This is a genomic window from Allobosea sp. 10L417, from assembly GCF_056395485.1.
The window spans coordinates 249,963-268,393 of record NZ_JBFTJP010000002.1; the positions used below are offsets into that span (position 1 = coordinate 249,963).

Here is an 18,431-nt window from a genome sequence, read left to right on the forward strand (position 1 = left end):
AGTATCACCTCGTCCGAGATACCGTCGCTGAGGCGATAGATTTTGGCGGTCTTGAACGGATTGAACTCGGCAACATCTCGGGCGCGGCTAGGACCGACATTCCCGGCCATTGCAGTAGATGGGCAGCATCCCGATGCATGCCATGGTAAGTGATGCGGGCGACGCCTGCCAAAATGGCATCGGCTCCCAGTGGATTGAGCATGTGCACCACTGAATGGATGGGAGTCCGAGACTCGAACACTGGGTAAAGGTCCAGTAGATTTTGTAATTGAGCTCCAAGTGACCGAAGCGACAAGAAGGTAATACCGTCGGACTTGAGTTTCTTTCGGGCTTCGGATGGCGATGAACATTTTCGAATGCCCAATTTTTCCAAACCGAGTTCCGTGAGACTGCTGGCTGCGTCAGTCGTCGGTCCGTGCAGAAGGACCCGATATCCGGCATTGGCGACAAGGCGTGCTGCCTGAAGGAACCACGGTGGACGCGGCGACTGCCTGGGCAGATAGGCCGGCCAGTCGAGATCGACATGATCAGGGGATTGCCCTGCTGTTTGACTAACACGACGAGCTGCCGAGACCATGCCGGCAAGTTCAGGCGCGGTCTCGCGCCTATAGTGCATCAGGAGGAGAAACGCACCAATCTGAAGCGGATCCGCTTGCCCGTTGAGAATGATCTCAAAGGCATCGTCAGCCTCTGTTTGGGTCAATGGCCGGGAGTTGCCGATGCCACGCCCCATCAAAGCCAGATAGCCAGCCAGGCGTCGTCGGGGATCAGAGGTATTCGCGAGCTCAGCCAAACCTTTTGCGAATTCCACAGGAGTGGGCTGACCATCGAGCAACACGCTTGGCCGGATTCCCAGGGGAGGGGACCGGCGCGACAGCGGTTTGGAGCCACGGTGCTCATTCTGCTCTGCGGCTGGCAAATCGTAATTGCGATCGAGCACGCGCTCCACGTCGGATGCAAGATTCCGTAAGGCCAGGCGCATCGCTTCCGCCCGTGGTGTGGGAACCAATTGGCGTCCGGTTCTCACAAAGATCGGATCGCCGACCTCTGCGCGGATCTGTCCCAGAAGGCGGCTCATCGCAGGTGCGCTCAAGCCGAGTTGAGCAGCTGCTCCTTTGACGCTGCCTGTAACCAATAGGACGTCCAGCGCCATGAGAAGGCGCAATCTGCGCAGATGGCTTGAACGGGGCGCGCCCACCTCGCGAGTTGACGCAGGCTTGAAAGGCAACTGAGCATCAATCAAGTCCGAGAGACGGGAAGTCGTGTTCACTGTTTCGATCTCGTTGCATCGCCGGAGAATGTTGGGAGATCGTATATGCCTCACTCAAGTCGAATTCAGCATGAAGTTTGATTTTATAATCGCTCTAAAATGCGCAAAACAAAACTTAGACGTGACCTGAAACATCGGTGTTGCGACCGCAGTTTTCCAACCCTTATAGCCTTTTGGATTGCTGAAAGCGGGCTTGGGGTGCGCCGAAGATGAACCAGGACAGGGATCGCGAATCCTCCTCCCAGAACACGTGGGTTTTGGGGCTCACCGTGGGCGCCGCCGCACTCGTTCCATTTGAGGTCATGGCTCAGGCGGCTGGTGAAGCATCAATTGATCTGCCGACGATCGACGTGCAGGGCGGTGCCGGAGGGAACACGCTGCAAGCGCAAACCGGTGTCGACCGTCTGCCCGGGCGCGTCCAGGACATTCCGCAGGTTGTCAACGTTGTGCCGCAGGAGATCATCCAGCAGCAGAGGATCACGACGCTCGAACAAGCCCTCCGCAACGTCCCGGGCATCACCGTCGCGATCGGGGAGGCCAATGGCGGGCCGAACGGCGACCGTTTCCGCATCCGCGGTTTTGAGGCGTTCGGCGACAACTATGTCGACGGTCTACGTGATTTTGGCGTCTATGTCCGCGACAGCTTCAACTACGAGCAGGTGCAAGTGCTCAAAGGGCCGTCTTCCGAGAGCTTTGGCGTCGGTACCTCCGGTGGCGCGATCAACACGACCTCGAAGCAAGCAGGCCTTGGTGATCGTTATGACGTGAATGGCTCGTTTGGCACCGGCGCGTTGGCCCGTGGAACGTTCGACGTCAACAAGCAGATCAACGAAACAACGGCGCTGCGCATCAATGGGATGGCAAATCGGCAAGACATTGCCGACCGTGAGGGCGTCAAGTCAGATCGGTGGGGGCTTGCCGCCTCGCTGGCCATGGGGCTGGGCACGGATACGACCTGGCACCTGAACTATTTCCACCAGCACAATGACCGCACGCCGGACTATGGAGTTCCGATGATCGGTAGGACTGCCTCGACCATACGTCGACCGGTGACCGAATTCGGCATTCCGCGGAACTTCTATTACGGAAAATCCAGCGATGAGGACGTCTCCGACGTCGATATGATCACCTCGCGTTTCAAGACGAAGGTGACGGATTGGCTGACGTTCAGCAACGACACGAGGCTCTCACATTACGATCGCCGATTCAGCGCGACGACCCCAAGCTGCGACCAGGCTTGCGCAAACACGTTCTTCGCTGGTGGAAACCCGATCATCGTCTACGGTGCCGGCGGCGGCCCAACTTATGAGCAGAAGGCCTGGGGCATCCAGAATGTGTCCACCGGCATCGCCAAGTTCCACACCGGCTTCCTGCGCCACGAGTTGATCTTCGGGCTCGACCTGAACCACCAGGACGACAAGCGGCAGGGCTTTTCATACTCTCCCGCGAAGAATCCGATTCCGCGCCTCTGGTCCCCGAATACGTGGGCGAACTATGCGATCTTGCCGAATCCGAACAATGTGAAACGCTCGGAATCCGACGATGTCGCGCTTTTCGCGAGCGACCGTGTGTGGCTCACCGACCAGTTCTCGATCCTGGGCGGCGTTCGCTGGGACTATTTCCGTTCCAAATACGATTTAACCGCAGCGACGGGGCGAACAATCACGGATGCGGATGCCAATTTTTGGAGTCCGAAGGCAAGTCTGATCTGGGAGCCGACCAAGGACTACACCTTCTACGCTTCGTTTGCGTCGGCAGCGAACCTGCCCTTCGGGCAGTATGTTGCCTCCGACGTCAATCCGATCGTCGCCGCACGCACAAATCTTGATCCCGAGACGACCGACACTTTTGAGCTTGGTGCAAAGATCGGTCTTCTCGACGGGCGCCTCGGATTAACCGCGGCTGTATTCCAAGTGACGAAAAACAATGCCTATTACTCCGACCCGACGAGTGGCGTCCTGACGCAGACAGGAGAAAAGCAGCGGGTTCGAGGTTTCGAAGCGGGCCTCTCCGGCAAGGTGACCGATGCCTGGGCCGTCAATCTCGCTTATGCCTATCTCGACAGCGAGATCGTCGGCACGAACGTCGTAGCCAATAAGGGCAACCCGGTGCCGGGCGTGCCAAAGAATTCGGTTTCGCTGTGGACGACGTATGATGTTGCGACGCTTTTCGCAGGCGCGGTGCCGGGAAGTCTATTGGTGGGGGGCGGCTTCACCTATCGCGACAAGATGTATATCCGCAACGACGAGATGGCAGAGCTTCCGCATAGCTTCTCGCTCGATGCGCTGATTTCATATGAATACAGAAACTGGCGCGTGGCGCTCAACGGCTACAATCTTACGGACCGGCTGAATTACGACTCGTTCTTCCAAGGCGAAAACCTGAATACGGCGCGTGCAATACCGTCAGCTGGACGCACAGTGGTGCTGACGGTGGGAGCCACCTTCTGAGCCAGCGATCAACGCAGCCTTGATCTGGATGGAAGGCCGGTCCCGGTCCTTCCATCTCTTTCTGTCGAGAACACGACATGCTCGTACACATTCCCGGCCTGTTGACATCCGAGGAGGTCCAACACTGCCGCTCCGTCCTTGAGGCTTCGGCCTGGACGGACGGTTCCGTGACGGCCGGCGAGCAGGCTCGCAAGGTCAAGAACAACCTGCAACTTCCCGTGGATTCACCGCAAGCGCGCGAGCTCGGCCAAATCGTGCTGCATGGGCTGGGCCGCAATGCGACCTTCACTTCGGCGGCCATGCCGCTGCGAGTGCTGCCACCGATGTTCAACCGCTACGATATCGGCATGCGTTTCGGCAGCCATGTGGATGCCGCGGTGCGCTCCGCCGCGGGCGGGGCGCGGATGCGCGCCGACATCTCCTCAACGTTGTTTCTAACTCCGCCTGAGGACTATGACGGCGGCGAATTGGTGATCGAGGACACCTACGGCACGCGCGAGGTGAAGTTGCCGGCAGGCGACCTCATCGTCTATCCGACCACCTGCCTGCACAGCGTCAACGAGATCACTCGCGGCAGCCGCTGGGCCTCCTTCTTCTGGACCCAGTCGATGATCAAGGACGAGGCCAACCGGGGCCTCTTGCACCAGCTCGATCTGGCGATCATCCGCCTGCGGCAGGACCTGCCGGACGATCACCCCTCCGTGCTGACGCTGGCGAATACCTATCACAACCTGTTGCGGCAATGGGCCGACATTTGAACGCCCCGCGCGACGGATTGGCCGTGCGACGCATCGTCAGGGCGATCCTGGGCGAGGCGAGGCCCCGATCCGCCTTTAGCCGACTCGGCGAGTCGGCGCGGCTCGATATCCGCTTCGTCACCCATGAGCCTCCAGCCACGGTCGCGCGTTGGAAGGCGGCGTTGGCGGGCGGTGCTCGGCATCCTGTTCCGCAGCCTGTCGTCCGTAATGCAGCGGATGATCGACCCCAACGACTTCGTCGTGCTGCAGGACCGCTTCTTCGCCAGCTTCAACACGGTCGATCCGACGCTGCTCGGCATCGCCGCCTTGGCGACGGCGCTGGCCTCGATTCCCGCCTGGCGGAGCCGTCACGAGCTCGACGTGCTGGCGCTCGGGCGCGACAGCGCCATCGCACTCGGCATCAACTACCGCAGCCGGATCACGCGGCTCCTGCTCGTGATCGCACTCCTTGTCAGCGTGTCGACGGCTCTGGTCGGGCCGGTTGCCTTCTTCGGGCTGCTCGTCGCCAACCTCGCCTATGCGCTGATCCGTTCGCACCGGCACATCCTGATCCTGCCGGCGGCGATCCTGCTCGCCATCCTCTTCTTGGTCGGCGGCCAGCTCATGCTCGAACGCGTCTTCGCCTTCGACACGGCGCTGGCGATTATCGTCGAATTCCTCGGCGGCATCGTCTTCATCATCCTGCTGGTCCGGGGGAGTGTCCGGTGATCGAGATCCGCAACGCCAGCAAGCACTATGACGAGACGCTCGTCGTCGACGGCGTCAGCCTTACCCTGCCGAAGGCCGGCGTCACCGCGGTGATCGGCCCCAACGGCGCCGGCAAGTCGACGCTGCTTTCCATGATCGGCAGGCTGATCCCGATGAGCGGCGGGCAGATCCTGGTCGACGGGCTCGATGTGCTGCGCACGCCCTCCGACCATCTGGCGCGGCGGCTCTCGATCCTGCGGCAGGACAACCACATCGCCGCGCGGCTGACCGTGCGCGACCTCGTCGCCTTCGGCCGCTATCCGCATTCGAAGGGCAGGCTTACCGAGGAGGACAGGTACCATGTCGAGCGCGCACTCGCCTTCCTCGCACTCGAACCGCTGGCCGATCGCTTCCTCGACGAGCTTTCTGGCGGCCAGCGCCAGCGCGCGCACGTCGCGATGGTGCTGTGCCAGGACACCGATTACGTGCTGCTCGACGAGCCACTCAACAATCTCGACATGAAACATGCCCGCGGCATGATGCGCCTCCTGCGCCGCATGGCCGACGAACTCGGCAAGACAGTCGTCGTCGTGCTGCACGACATTAATTTCGCCTCCTGTTACGCCGATCGGATTGTCGCGATGCGCGACGGCCGGGTGCTGCATCAAGGGCCGCCGGAAGCGATCATAACGGCAGAGGTCATGGGCGCGATCTACGATGTCGAGATGGCGATCCACGAGATCGCCGGCGACCGTATCGCGATTTATTTTCGTTGATGACGTCTATCCCTCGAAGCACCCGAGCGATCGCGATGTGGGATTCCACATCGCATTTCTCATGGCTCTATCTTGCGGTAAGGCGCTCCAACCTCGATCGATCACGATCATCCGCAATCGCGAAGACGAAGAGCTGCATAGACAGGCTGACGCCCCCGCTTCAGCTCCTCTCGCCCTTTATACGCGATGACGCGGGCGCGCTGGCCGTCGGTTCCCGCCGGAGGCGCCCTTTCAGCCCAATCAATGGGCGTTCCATGTAGCGCCACGATAGCGACGCGGCGGCGAATGCAATCGGGGTTTCAACGAGGCCAAGCCAAAGAGGCTCAATGGGTAGCGGCCTGAGATCCACGAGGCCGTGATAGAGGTAGAGGCCGTAGCTGATCTGTCCGACATAGACCAACGGCTTGAGGCTGAGGGCCCGAACCAAAAGGCTCTTTTGATCACTGACTATTCCGAGCAGCAGCACAGCGACGATCGGCGCGGTCGACGCTCTCAATAGCAACGCCGGCAGACCATTGGTCGGGTAATGGGAAGCTGCAATGGGCAGAAGAAGGAAGGCTATCAGGGCAAACGGCGCGGCCCTTGCGTAGATGGGGGATGGTCTGATGGCGATGCTGCAGAGCCCGCCGAGAGCCATGAAACCGAAATTGACTGCGGAACCGACATAGATGGCTCGACTGGGGAGGCCAAGCAGCCAGTTCAGCGGGACAGATAGGCCTGCGATGACGATGACAATCATGCAGATGGCGGGAAAATAACGTCTCGGGCTCAGGAGGAAAACCGGTGCTGCCCAGAGATAGAACTGCTCTTCGATTGCGATGCTCCAAAGCGCGCCAATATGCTCGGGATAGTCAGCCCAGTAGTAGGCCTGGAAGACATTCATCGTGAACGTCAGGGAGCCCGCCAGCTCGGATGGCGTCAGCGGATTCCATATCCCGATCACGCCCATCGTGAACGCCAATGCAATCGTCAAGAAGTATGGTGGCCAGATTCTGAGTAACCTGTTCAGATAAAAATTATAGATATAGTCGTTGTAAATTCCGACTCCCATGTCGATGTTATATTTATAATTTCTAAGTATATTTACGATCAGGAATCCGCTCAAAATAAAGAACAGAGTTACTCCGTAAGATCCACTGTATATATTAAATTCATGCGCAATTGCCGTCTTGTGGTTGGCCACAACCATCAGTGCCGCGATTGCTCGAAGTCCGTCAAATCCATCAATCCGCCGCGTATAATCGCTGTGAGGCAGTCCGCGCGGTGATTGCAACATTATTCGGCGGCTCTGTCGGTTTCTCGGCACGTCAGTTTGCCGCGAGTTTCACGTTATTCAAGTACAAAATGCAGATTGCCTGATATTTAGGCTAAATCTGACGTTGGATCATGGGATTTAATAGCAGCTAATCGTGAAATATAACCAGTGTACGATACTTATGGACTCGCGCAATATGAACTTATGTCCAACATGGATCAAAGACATTACAATAATAAACCAGAATATGCGTCGATCGATAATTAAGTGAAATATGTCGTTGGCTAAATTGCGGGCACATGAAATAGCCATGCGAAAATTACGTTGCGGTATAGCGCTTAATGATAACAATTATATGACACCGAATTGAGCATTATTATTTTATTATGCACAATTCTGCGGCTTGACATCAATGCTGCACTGCGAGAAACGTATAATTAATAGATTATTAATGAATTGAGGGTCGCATGGACGGTACAGGACCGGGCGACGTTAGGGCAGGCGCTGGTCCCGCTCTCGCCGTCAATCCCAGGGTCAATCGATTCAACTGGAGACTGTCGTCAGATTTGCGCGGCGCTGTGAGTTCGCTGTCAGCAGTGATGGCGCTTCTGGTTCTCACGCCGCTCTTCTTCATGATCGCCGTTGCGATCCGGGCTAACAGCAAAGGGCCTGTGTTATTCCGGCAATTGCGAACCGGCCTCAACGGTCGCAAGTTCCAGATCTACAAATTTCGCTCCATGTATGTGCAGGAAAACGGCCCGGTCGTGCGCCAAGCAGAGCGCGTCGACCATCGCGTTACTGCAGTTGGGCGCTTCCTTCGTAGGTCGAGCCTCGACGAATTGCCGCAATTATTGAACGTCATGCGTGGCGAGATGGCGTTCGTCGGGCCGCGCCCTCACGCGCTAGCGCATGATGACTACTACGGGCAGCGGATTGCTGCCTATTCGCGGCGCTTTTCTGTCAAGCCGGGGCTTACAGGTTGGGCTCAAGTCAATGGCTCTCGTGGCCCGACTCCAACCGTCGAGAGCATGGAGCGGCGCGTAAATCTCGATATATGGTACGTCGAAAACAGGTCTATCTGGCTGGATATACGTATAATTCTGACGACGATCTCCATGGAGATAAGTCAAAAATCTGATGCTTACTAAGGAATCAGATCAATCACTCGATTTAATATCATTGAATTCAAGAGAATCTATTCGATTCTCCGATCGACATTGGGTTCTGACTTCTCGAGGTGAGGGAATGCAGAGAAAAAAATGGTTGAAGCCGGCAAGCGATCGCATTCCGATCCACTTGGGAGCGACCAGGGGTGCCAAGCCGCTCGACACGATGGTCGTCGGCGGGATTCCGACAGCACGCGTCACGCGCAAGGAGCTCGCTGAGTTGATGCTTCGCGATTGCGGCGCGGCGCGAGCCGGTTCGTTGGCGCATCCCAGAGTCGTTATCGCGTCAAATGGATCGGTCATCGCGCGCTATCACGGTGACGGGGAGTTCCGGCAGCTCGTCACGCAGGCGGACATCGTCGATGCCGATGGCGCCCCCCTCGTGATCGCATCGCGGTGGCTGACAAATCGCCCGCTGCCCGAGCGTGTTGCGACGACGGACCTGATCCATGACTGCGCTGCACTGGCAGCCAAAAACGGCATCCGCTTCTTTTTCCTAGGCGGAAAGCCCGGGGTCGCGGAGCAGGCGGCAGAGCGGCTTACGCGCCAATACCCGCAACTGCGGGTCGTCGGCTGTTGTCAGGGATACTTTGGCGAAGGGGATGAGGAAGCGATCCGTCGGTCCATCACGGATGCAGGCACAGATATCCTCTGGCTCGGTCTGGGTAGCCCTGCCCAAGAGCGTCTTGCGACCCGCTGGCAGGCCAAGCTGGCCGGGCTGGCCTGGATCAGAACCTGCGGTGGTCTGTTCGATCATGTCGCAGGCAATGTTCCACGGGCGCCGATCTGGATGCAGGGGGCCGGCCTCGAATGGCTCCATCGAATGCGGCAGGAGCCGCGTCGCCTGGGGCCGCGCTATCTTTCGACGAACCCGATCGCGGCATTTCATTTGCTGACCAAAACCCGCGCCTGAGCTGGGGGCGCGCGGTCCTTCAGCTTATCGAAGATGCTTTGTTTACGTGTGGGAGCCCGTGGCGTGGCAGAGTTTCAACAGGTGATCTTCGTGTCGCCGGGCGGGCGTCTCCAAGGCGGGGGGCTCGGCACGATGACGCGTGAAATGGAAGCGGGGCTGATCGCGGCCGGCAAGCGCACGCATGTTCTCAACACGCGCAGCGAGGGGACCGTCCTGAAGTCGCTCTACGAGACACCTGCAGCTGCCGCAGCATTCACCGCATTGCTGATGGTCAATCGGCGAAGCGTTGTACATGTCCAATTGACGCAAAGGCTGAGCGTGCTGCGCGAAGGCATGTTTGTGCTGCTGGCCAGGGCGTTCGGAACGCGTGTCATCCTGCATCATCACGGTGCCGAGTTTCCTGATTTCATCGAGACGGCTTCGCCGCTGTGGAAGCGGATCGCCCGAAAGGTCTGTCAGGCGGCAAGCGTCAACGTCGTTCTCGGCAATGTCTGGAAAAGCGTTCTCAGGGACAAACTTAATATCGCTGACGACAAGATCGCGCTCGTTCAGAATGCTATCAGGCTTGCTGGGCGAAAGCCGCGCAACATTCGGCGCGAGCCGGGGCAGCCGCTCCAACTGGTACTGCTCGCGAACCTGACGCCGCGAAAGGGCGTCCGGGAGGCTCTGCTTGCGCTTGCGGAGCTACGGAAGGCCGGCCTCAATGTGCGGCTGACCCTCGCTGGCGGAGGAATGATCGCCCATTTCGAGCAGATGGCCCGCGAACTTGGCGTGGAAGACTGCTGCGACTTCCTCGGTTGGATCGACAGAACGCGGATGTGGAGCGTTATCGACGCAGCCGACATCATGATCGTGCCCTCGCATCAAGAGGGCTTCCCGATGTCGATCATCGAGGCATTCGCCGCGCATCTGCCAGTGGTGACCACGCCGGTGGGGGCGATCCCAGAAACGCTCAAGGACGGGTTTGACTGTCTGTTCGTCCCCGTCGGAGATCATGCGGCGCTGGCCAATGCTGTCGCGCGGCTCGAATCCGATGAGGCTCTGCGGCAATTGCTTGCGGAGAATGCTTACCGCACCTTTCGGCGCGAGCTCAGCCATGACGCGATGATCGCCAGGATGATGCATATTTGGCAGGGACCGCGAGGCAGCGAGAGCGGGCCGCGGCCCGCGCGTGCAGCATGACCTCGGGGCGCTGTGGAACGCGGAAGCAGAGCGATCTGCGTGCGTGGGCGACAAGGGCTGATTGGCGAGAGAGGCGACTGGTGACGCTGAACCTTCAACAAGCCTCAAGGCGGCGTGTCTGCTTCATGGTCAATCATTCGGCGGCGGGCGGCGTCGGCGAGCTCTGGGCTGATCTCGCGGGTGCGCTCGCCAGAAATGGTCACGACAGTGGGCTCGCCGCGTTCTGGCCGCTGCCCGAAGCCGCGAGTGCCACGACCGGCGCAGTCGCATGGACCCATATCTGCGCAGGCAAGCCCCGGACGTTTGGCCAACTGACGGCGTTTTTCTTTCACCTCGTTCGCTATTTTCGCGAGACGCGCCCGGACTGGGTGATCACCGCCATGCCGGGGGCGAATCTGGTCGTTCCGCTTGCGGCGTGCGTCGCGGATCTGAAAATCCGGGTCGTATCGACGCATCATACCCCTGCCGACACCTTGAGCGGTGCCGTGGGGCTGCTCGACCGTTACGTCCGGTTGCTGCCCAATGTTGCCGCCGCCGTCAGCGTGTCGACCGCCGTCGCGCATTCCTACGCAAAAGCCGGCAGCTTGCTGTCGACGAAACAGAGGGTCATCCACAATGCGCTGCCGCCGCGCATCGAGCGTTGTCTTGCTGCACTCAAGGTGCGCCGCGACGCGCGGCGGGGCGTGGGCCCACGCGATCATGTCGTCGCGTTAGGACGCCTCTCGGAGCAGAAGAATTACGAGGTGCTGATCCGCGCGGCACAGCAACTGCCGGGCGTTCGGATTAGCATCGTGGGGGGAGGCCCGGAGGAAGGCCAGCTTCGCGCTTTCATTGACGCCAGCGGCGTCGCCGATCGCGTGACTCTGCATGGCTTCATGGCGCGTGAGCAGGCCTTGGCTGCGCTGGCCTCGGCTGATGTCTTCGTCCAGATGAGCCGCTTTGAAGGGCACAGCCTGGCGTTGATCGAGGCTGCCAAACTCGGCATTCCCCTCGTCGTCTCCGATATTCCGGTCCAGGTCGAAGGCATCACCGATGATCGGGGGATCGCATGCGGCGTTCTTCTGGGGCTGGACGATGCCGCGGGCCTTGCCGCCGCCATCAGGCGGCTCCTCCACGATGATCCGTTCTACGAGGAGATGAGCGAGCGCGCGGCGCGGCTGGGAAAAACTGCGTCGTTCGACCGCGTAATATTCGAATATCAGCGATTACTTTCCTGATTAATCGTTGGAGCGGAGAATCGTGGCGTATAGTTGTGATGAATTCTGCGTCAAAGCTGGAGAACCCGGGACGCGCTCGATGAAGCTGACGATAGGCATCAAGGCGCTCAACGAGGAGCGGCATATCGAGCGAGCGCTGCAGAGTGCGCTTGCGGCCGCCGAGCGTTTCGGGGGTGAGGTCATACTCGCCGATAGTGGGTCGACCGATGACACGCTGCAAATCGCGGCACGCTATCCGGTAAAAATCGTGCAATTCTCCGACCTCTCCGACCGGTCCTGCGGAGCCGGCGCACAGTTGGCCTTTCAGCACGCGCAGGGTGAATTTTTTTACATCCTCGATGGCGATATGGAGCTGCATTCGGCGTTCCTCGAGGCGGCAATCCCTTTCATGGAGCGCAATCCGCGGATTGCCGGCGTGGGCGGGCGGATCGAGGAGGTCAACGCCGCAAACCACGAGTTCCGCGTACGGCGCCAGGCCCTGCAATCCGACAGCGCCTTCTACCCGGCGCGCATCGACCGGCTGGATTGCGGCGGGCTCTATCGAAGCTCAGCTGTTCGCGAGGTCGGCTACTTCGCCGATCGCAATCTGCATGCCTTCGAGGAGTTCGAACTGGCGGCGCGGCTTGCGAGCCGTGGCTGGGAGCTCACACGGCTTGACATGCCCGCCGTCCGCCACTTCGGCCATACCATCGCGAGCTACGCCCTGCTGCGCAAAAGGATCCGGTCGAAACACACAAATGCGGCGGGCGAGGTCCTGCGCGGCGCACTCGGACGAGCTCATCTCGGCCGGGTTGTTTCCCGGCTGAGTCAGATCCGCAACGGAGCCTTGATCATGATCTGGTGGTTGCTCATTGCGGCAGCTTTGATTGCGGGTTCGTTCCGGGCTGGCTGGCTGATCGTCGCTGTCATGGCGCTGGTCGCACCCATCGCATTTCTCTGGTTTCGCCGCGGCACGCTCGCGGGAGCAGCTTACTCGTTTGTCGCGTGGAATCTGACGGCATTCGGGCTGTTGGCCGGGCTGGCAAGCAAACGCAAACCGCCCCTCGCGCCGATTTCGGCGGTCGTCGTGAAGGCGCCGCCACCCGCTGCCTGGGCGCTGTCGGCGGCCGCTTCCTGCAGATCGGCGGATTCGCTCGGATGAACGCAACGGAGCAGAAAATGGCTTCGTGGAGCGGGCGAGCGCGCGCGCGACTGAACGCATGCAATCCGCACCACCGTGAATCGGTGCATGCCCCGTCACCGAGGTGTCGGAATTTTTCGGTAATGCGGCGCAGTTCCCTTTGCGGCAGGGGCAATTTCTTTTGGAAGTTACCTTCAGGCATGACCTTTGCTGGTGAGCGCGTGTCGGAACTTCTAACGCGGAGTGGGTTTTAATGGCTCAATTCAGGTCCCAGGACCCCTCGTTTGCGGCGCTGCTCCGTGCTGTCTGGTCGCACAAGCTCATCATGATCACGTCGGTGATCGTCGGTTTAGGCGCATTCGTGGCGCTCTATCTGCTGATCACGCCGGTCTTCGAGGCTACGAGCACCGTGCTCGTCAGCCAGGGAGGGGGCCCGGAGAGCGGCAATCGGCCCATCGAGATGGTCAGCTCTCAGGCGCGCGTCGCGGAAAGCCAGGAAGTGATCAGCGATGCGATCACGCGGGTCGGGCTGGACAGGTTCGGCACCGCAAGACCATCGATCCTCGACGGTCTTGGCGGCTCGCTAAGGGCTGTCGTTCACGGAAAGTCGGAGCCGGCTCCGATCAATATTCCCGATGTCGACGTGGCCGCAGCGAAGCTGGCCCGGAACGTCACGGTAAGGACCGAGCCGAACTCGGAGATTATTCGCATTTCGTTCAAACACAGCAATCCTGCACTCGCGGCTGATTTCGCGAATGCGATCACCGACTCCTTTATCGCGCGCCAGCTCAACCTGGCGGAAAAGCCAGGCGCGGCCGACTTCTTCCGCAGTCAGCGTGGCCGGTTCGACGCCGAAGTCGAACGCCGTTCGGCCGCGCTGGAAGATTTCGCCCGGAGGGAGGCCATCTACTCGGTCCAGGATCAGCGCAGTCTGCTGCTGCGTCGGGCCAGCGAACTCTCCGCCTCCTTAAGCGCCACGCGGATCGCGGTCGCGGAGAAGCAGGGACAACGCTCGGGGCTGACGGAACAGCTTCGGCTTCTCAAGCCTGTCACGCAATCGCCTTTCGTCTCCAACCTCGTCGAGAGCCTCGGCTCGGACGCGAGTGCGCCCACACGGCCGGGCGCCCGGCGCGACGCGACCTCGAACGATCCGCCGCTCTTGATGGTGAAGGTCTATCAGGAGGCGATGGTTGCGCTGTTCAAAGTCAATTCAGAGATTGCCGGACTGGAGGGACTTTCCGCTCAGCAGCAGACTGAGATGGGCAGCCTCAATGCCGAGCTGCGCACGCTCTCCGCCAAGGAGGCTGAATTCGAGCGGCTCAAGCGCGAGCTGTCGCTGGCCACGCTAAATGCTGAAACCTACGCTAAGCGCGCCGTCGAAGAACAGATCAACGCGGATCTGCGAGCTGCCAAGCTGACGAATCTGCGGGTCGTGCAGGCGGCGACAATTCCCCTGCGGGCGACGTTTCCAAACGGCATCCAGTTCTTGATTCTGGGAGCGGCCGCGGGGCTGATCCTTGGCGTGGGTTTGTCGCTCCTGCTCGAGAGCCGCAAGCCGGAGCCGGTCGGTGTCGAGCTGCCGGCGATCATATTGGGCTCCACGCGCCTGCAGACGAAGATTGATGCGAGGGTGCGCGAGATGATGTGACCCTTGCTGGTTCTGGGGTGAGTGGCTTCAGGGTTTCCTGTCGCGAAGGCTCATGCCAGGCGCAAATCTTGCGTCAGGTCGCTTGCAGCGGGTGGAATCTTCAACTCAAGCCGCCGCACCTGGGCACGGCCGCGGTGAGGCGCGCGGCGTTCGGGCGTCTGTCTCGGGGAGGTGTGTCGTTCGGCTCGCTCGACCAGCTGCGGCTCGGGCAGGCTCTCGGTTTGTCGGTTCAGCGTCTCATGGTGCCGTAAGGGAGTGACGATGCGATTGAAAAAATTCTGGTGTCGGGCAGCACCCATACTTCTGATGTCGAGCTTCGCCGTCGGCGAGGCAGCGGCCCAGCAGAGCCCACCGCATGTGGTTGAACTGCATGATCGTCAGGCTTTCGCGAAGGGACCCTGGCTGGCGTGGCTGGAACCTTGGGGCGCCGGAGCTCTGATCCAAGGGAAGGACTATACGAACGCGATGAAGATCCTTCCGGATCGCTTTCCGGCAGAGACTTCGATTGAGTGGGCGTGGCCGAGTACGCCTCCTGCGTCCGGAGTGTTCAATTTCTTGGCGATCAATTTCGGAAACTATTATAACACCAAGCCTCCTGTCCCGATTAGCGCTCGCAAGGTGCGAGACATCGCTGTCCTCAAGCACAATCACGATTTCGCTCTGGCCGGGAATCTCGATCAGTACAATGTCATGACTAATATATGGCTGACCCGGGAAGCCGGCCGTCATGATCAGCAGCTATTCGAAGTGCAGGTCTTCTTTCATGCCGCTGATCTCGCGAAACTCTATGTTCGCTCCTCGACGCCCATCGGGGCATACCGCGATGAGACCGGTCGCAACTGGCAGGTCAGCATTGATCGCACCCGTCAGGTGCCGGACATCCTCCTGCTGCCCTCGACGGATGTCCGGATTTCATCGGTCGATATCCGGGCCATGCTCCTGTGGCTGCGCGCGCAGGGCGTGATAACCGGCGAGGAGTGGTTCAACGGGCTTGGCACCGGAGTTGAAGTCACGCGGGGCTCGGGCTCGATGAAAATCAATGCCCTATCGATCACTTACGAATAGGGCGCCGACGAGTGCCGCTGCTTTTGGGGCGAGACGAGAGGCTGGTACTTCAATGGACCTGTTAGATCGCGGTCGCGCCGGATTTAGGACTGGTGCGATGCCGCACATCTCGGACGGCAGGCGGGGGGGCGAGGCGGACACGATGTCTCGTCTCAAACTCGTCGACATCTCGTTCTTCCTTCTTCTCATCATGGTGATCACGGCGCCAATCGCGACTGATATGAGCGATCTGGCCGTTTCGGCTTCGAACCCCGGCCTGACGGGGCAGGGCACGCTGTGGCGTCAGCTCGTCTATATGGCGATCTTCGGTGCGACCGCCTTCGGTGTCGGGATGCACCGCGATCTTCGGCAGCTCCAGGCAGTTCCGCCCGGTCTGCTGCTCGTGCTGGGCTATTGCTGGCTGAGCCTGTCCTGGGCGATCGAGCCCGATGTCGCTGTGCGCAGGCTGGTGCTGACGACGATCGTGGTCGTGACGCTGTCGCTCGGTCTGGTGCATCTGGGCGCGCACCGGGCATTCGCGCAACTTCGCCTGATCCTTGGCGCGGTTTGCCTCCTGAACTTCTCGGCCGTATTCGCCCTTCCGTCGATCGGCGTTCACCAGGCCGACAGTTTTCGGGCCATAGCTCTGGTTGGGGACTGGCGCGGAATATTTCCTGAGAAAAATTATACGGGAATGATTTGCGCGATCACCATACTGCTGTTTTCGTTCTCGCGAACCGGTGGCGCCTATCGTCTGTCTATAATTTTGCTTTCGTTCATCTTCCTCTGGTTCACGAATTCGAAAACCTCATTTGGCCTGACGGTCATCGCCCTGGCTGCGGGGTATCTCTTCTCCCTCTACAGCCAGCGCGACCGCGGGGTCGTGCTGATCGCCGCTTGCCTCGTAGTGCTCGCTCTGACGGCCTACGGCATGTGGCATTGGGAGCAGATCATCGCGCCTCTCGATCGCCAGGACACGTTGACCGGCCGTTCACAGATATGGCGCCCGCTGCTCAGCTATATCGGTGAGAACTGGCTGTTGGGGTCTGGATATGGCTCGTTCTGGAATATCGGCCCGAACAGCCCGATCTTCGAATACGCGCAGCCTGGCAGCTGGCTGACCGCATTGGCCAGCGGCCACAGCGGCTATCTCGATCTCGCCGCTCAAATCGGCATCCCTGGCATCATCCTGGCCGTCTATGCCCTGATCTTAGGGCCATTCGTCACGCTTCTGGGCAATCCGGTGTTCCGATCCCGATCAGGCTGTCTGCTCTTCGCGTTGATGGTGTTCATCCTGGGACACAACGCCACGGAGACGACGATCATGGACCGCGACCAGTTCCTGCAATTGATGCTGGTGATCGTGATTGTCAGCGTCCACGCGAAAAGCAGCGGCCTTGCACAGCCGGTGGGCGAGCGATGACGGCGCCGGCGATGCGGGATTGCGCCACTCCGCATGGTCCAGAGGTTTCGAGGCCATGACCGAGTCGCGTGTGGTGAACGGCTTCAGGAGATCCGGCATCGCGGCTGGTGGGGTTTCGCGCTCGCTGGGTCAGCTTTCGCGCTATGGCATCGCCGCCTTCGGGCCGATCGCTCTCGCAGCAACGCAGTTTCTGCTTTCGCTGCAGATGCTTCGCCTGCTGACGCCGGCCGATTTCGGGACGTTCTCCTTTCTCCTCGTTGTGAGCCAGCTCGCCATGGGGCTGTCGAACGCCTTGTTCTGCGCGCCGATCGCCGTGCTGATTCTGCGAGGCGAGGAGGCGCAGCGGCGGAATATGGCGCGGAGCCTGTTCGCGATGAACCTGGTCTTCACCGCAGCCACTTTCGCAACGATTGGCGGCATTGCCTTGGCCATCGGCTCAAGCATGTTGGAGGCTGCGGTTTTCGCCAGCTTCTCAGCGGCGACGATGCTGCGCTGGTTCGGTCGCGCCTATTCCTATGCAGTTTGTCGCCCGTTACGGGCAACAGCTTCCGATATCGTCTCTGGTGCGGCGCTCGCCATTGCCATGCTTGCGATTTGGGTTGCCGGCCGTGCGGACTCGGTCTCTGGTTATCTCGCGCTTTTGCTGAGCGGCTCGCTGGGCATGCTCCCGTTGGGCCGCGACTACCTTCGGCAGCAGTTTTGCTGGCCTGCACGAGCCGAATTGTCTCGCTACAGTGGGATCTGGCGGGAGCATTCCGGCTGGTCGCTTCTGGGCGTCGTCACGACGGAGGCGACCGGCAACGCGCATGCCTATGTCGTGACCCTCGTGAGCGGCGCGGGCGCGTTTGCCGCCATCGCCGCCAGCGCTCTGCTGACGCGCCCGCTGACCGTGGTCATGAATGCTCTGACGGAGTTCGAGCGGCCGCGTATCGCGCGCTTCATCAACGAGAGGCAGAGCGAGGAGGCGGAGCGCGCAGTGACCTTCTTCCGCTATATTCTCGTGGCGGCATGGTTGTTGGTGGTAATGGCGGCGGTCTTGCTGCTGTTTTATGCGCCCTGGCTCGTTTTCCCGCGCGAGTACGATCTGAGCTATCTCTCGCAGGGTGTCGCCCTCTGGATGCTTATCGTCGGTGTCAGGATGCTGCGCGCGCCCGACAGCGCTTTGCTGCAATCGGCGGGCAAGTTCCGACTCCTGGCCCATGCGAGTATTGTCTCCGCCGCGGTCTCGATGATCGCTGTTCCAACCCTGCTCTTCACCGGCGGTCCGCTCTGGTCCGTCGTCGGGATCCTGTTGGGCGAAATCGCCTTCGCGCTCGCGCTCTGGCGTGGCCGGCGCGGTTGGCGGGAGCAGTCGGATGGCTGAACTCCGTATCGTCGCCGAGCAATTCAATCGTTCGCGCGTTCCCGGTGAACGGCCGTGGCATGGCGGAAGGAGCCTGACTTGCTAGGGCCAGCGTCAATCGCCCGGACCGCAAGACGTCGCATCGAACATGCGGTGTCGAGCAAGGAAATCAGCCCGTCC

15 protein-coding genes are annotated in these 18,431 nt (G+C 60.3%); 13 read left to right on the top strand and 2 right to left on the bottom strand.

The features are described from left to right. Positions 1 to 4: 4 nt before the first annotated feature. A complete protein-coding gene (locus AC1DE3_RS07345) occupies positions 5 to 1,270 on the bottom strand; it encodes a LysR family transcriptional regulator (RefSeq protein WP_476852296.1) in 1,266 nt (421 codons plus the stop codon). Positions 1,271 to 1,479: 209 nt separating this feature from the next. On the opposite strand from AC1DE3_RS07345, the gene AC1DE3_RS07350 reads away from it, so the two are divergent. From AC1DE3_RS07350 to AC1DE3_RS07365, 4 genes are all read left to right on the top strand, one after another. Continuing rightward, the gene (locus AC1DE3_RS07350) at positions 1,480 to 3,720 is read left to right on the top strand and encodes a TonB-dependent receptor (RefSeq protein ID WP_476852297.1); all 2,241 of its coding nucleotides are present in this window, start codon (positions 1,480 to 1,482) and stop codon (positions 3,718 to 3,720) included. Between the two features lie 77 nt (positions 3,721 to 3,797). Continuing rightward, on the top strand, positions 3,798 to 4,478 hold the full coding sequence (locus AC1DE3_RS07355) for a Fe2+-dependent dioxygenase (RefSeq protein WP_441512291.1): 681 nt from the start codon (positions 3,798 to 3,800) through the stop codon (positions 4,476 to 4,478). A gap of 171 nt (positions 4,479 to 4,649) precedes the next feature. Next, entirely contained in the window at positions 4,650 to 5,186 is a 537-nt protein-coding gene (locus tag AC1DE3_RS07360) for an iron chelate uptake ABC transporter family permease subunit (protein ID WP_441512292.1), read from the top strand. Beyond that, complete coding sequence (locus tag AC1DE3_RS07365) at positions 5,183 to 5,941, top strand: iron ABC transporter ATP-binding protein (RefSeq protein ID WP_441512293.1); 759 nt, start codon at positions 5,183 to 5,185, stop codon at positions 5,939 to 5,941. The genes AC1DE3_RS07360 and AC1DE3_RS07365 overlap by 4 nt, the downstream gene beginning before the upstream one ends. Before the next feature lie 160 nt (positions 5,942 to 6,101). On the opposite strand, the gene AC1DE3_RS07370 is transcribed toward AC1DE3_RS07365, so the two are convergent. Next, positions 6,102 to 7,217 carry an acyltransferase family protein gene (locus AC1DE3_RS07370; RefSeq protein WP_441512294.1) on the bottom strand — a complete coding sequence of 372 codons (1,116 nt, stop codon included), beginning with the start codon at positions 7,215 to 7,217 and terminating at the stop codon, positions 6,102 to 6,104. Between the two features lie 446 nt (positions 7,218 to 7,663). Here AC1DE3_RS07370 and AC1DE3_RS07375 point away from each other — a divergent pair, with 446 nt between their 5' ends. The 9 genes from AC1DE3_RS07375 to AC1DE3_RS07415 all read left to right on the top strand — a co-directional run bounded on the left by AC1DE3_RS07375 (position 7,664) and on the right by AC1DE3_RS07415 (position 18,272). After that, a complete protein-coding gene (locus AC1DE3_RS07375) occupies positions 7,664 to 8,344 on the top strand; it encodes a sugar transferase (RefSeq protein WP_441512295.1) in 681 nt (226 codons plus the stop codon). A 97-nt stretch (positions 8,345 to 8,441) separates the two neighbouring features. Beyond that, positions 8,442 to 9,275 carry a WecB/TagA/CpsF family glycosyltransferase gene (locus tag AC1DE3_RS07380; protein WP_441512296.1) on the top strand — a complete coding sequence of 278 codons (834 nt, stop codon included), beginning with the start codon at positions 8,442 to 8,444 and terminating at the stop codon, positions 9,273 to 9,275. A gap of 63 nt (positions 9,276 to 9,338) precedes the next feature. Next, on the top strand, positions 9,339 to 10,457 hold the full coding sequence (locus AC1DE3_RS07385; RefSeq protein WP_441512297.1) for a glycosyltransferase family 4 protein: 1,119 nt from the start codon (positions 9,339 to 9,341) through the stop codon (positions 10,455 to 10,457). 80 nt (positions 10,458 to 10,537) lie between these two features. Beyond that, positions 10,538 to 11,674, top strand: a complete 1,137-nt coding sequence (locus AC1DE3_RS07390) for a glycosyltransferase (RefSeq protein WP_441512298.1) — start codon at positions 10,538 to 10,540, stop codon at positions 11,672 to 11,674. A gap of 79 nt (positions 11,675 to 11,753) precedes the next feature. After that, the gene (locus tag AC1DE3_RS07395) at positions 11,754 to 12,815 is read left to right on the top strand and encodes a glycosyltransferase family 2 protein (RefSeq protein ID WP_441512299.1); all 1,062 of its coding nucleotides are present in this window, start codon (positions 11,754 to 11,756) and stop codon (positions 12,813 to 12,815) included. Between the two features lie 232 nt (positions 12,816 to 13,047). Beyond that, on the top strand, positions 13,048 to 14,442 hold the full coding sequence (locus AC1DE3_RS07400) for a GumC family protein (RefSeq protein ID WP_441512300.1): 1,395 nt from the start codon (positions 13,048 to 13,050) through the stop codon (positions 14,440 to 14,442). Positions 14,443 to 14,748: 306 nt separating this feature from the next. Then, positions 14,749 to 15,507, top strand: a complete 759-nt coding sequence (locus AC1DE3_RS07405; RefSeq protein WP_476779836.1) for a hypothetical protein — start codon at positions 14,749 to 14,751, stop codon at positions 15,505 to 15,507. Between the two features lie 97 nt (positions 15,508 to 15,604). Continuing rightward, entirely contained in the window at positions 15,605 to 16,909 is a 1,305-nt protein-coding gene (locus AC1DE3_RS07410; protein WP_441512302.1) for an O-antigen ligase family protein, read from the top strand. Between the two features lie 205 nt (positions 16,910 to 17,114). Further along, the gene (locus AC1DE3_RS07415) at positions 17,115 to 18,272 is read left to right on the top strand and encodes a polysaccharide biosynthesis protein (protein ID WP_476779838.1); all 1,158 of its coding nucleotides are present in this window, start codon (positions 17,115 to 17,117) and stop codon (positions 18,270 to 18,272) included. The last annotated feature ends 159 nt before the right edge of the window (positions 18,273 to 18,431 follow it).

Excerpts from the sequence above, each read along its gene's own strand:
- AC1DE3_RS07410 (WP_441512302.1), top strand. The coding sequence starts at position 15,605 with ATGCCGCACATCTCGGACGGCAGGCGGGGGGGCGAGGCGGACACGATG.
- AC1DE3_RS07400 (WP_441512300.1), top strand. The coding sequence starts at position 13,048 with ATGGCTCAATTCAGGTCCCAGGACCCCTCGTTTGCGGCGCTGCTCCGT.
- AC1DE3_RS07350 (WP_476852297.1), top strand. The coding sequence starts at position 1,480 with ATGAACCAGGACAGGGATCGCGAATCCTCCTCCCAGAACACGTGGGTT.
- AC1DE3_RS07370 (WP_441512294.1), bottom strand. The coding sequence starts at position 7,217 with ATGTTGCAATCACCGCGCGGACTGCCTCACAGCGATTATACGCGGCGG.
- AC1DE3_RS07415 (WP_476779838.1), top strand. The coding sequence starts at position 17,115 with ATGCTTCGCCTGCTGACGCCGGCCGATTTCGGGACGTTCTCCTTTCTC.
- AC1DE3_RS07380 (WP_441512296.1), top strand. The coding sequence starts at position 8,442 with ATGCAGAGAAAAAAATGGTTGAAGCCGGCAAGCGATCGCATTCCGATC.
- AC1DE3_RS07405 (WP_476779836.1), top strand. The coding sequence starts at position 14,749 with ATGTCGAGCTTCGCCGTCGGCGAGGCAGCGGCCCAGCAGAGCCCACCG.
- AC1DE3_RS07355 (WP_441512291.1), top strand. The coding sequence starts at position 3,798 with ATGCTCGTACACATTCCCGGCCTGTTGACATCCGAGGAGGTCCAACAC.
- AC1DE3_RS07375 (WP_441512295.1), top strand. The coding sequence starts at position 7,664 with ATGGACGGTACAGGACCGGGCGACGTTAGGGCAGGCGCTGGTCCCGCT.
- AC1DE3_RS07395 (WP_441512299.1), top strand. The coding sequence starts at position 11,754 with ATGAAGCTGACGATAGGCATCAAGGCGCTCAACGAGGAGCGGCATATC.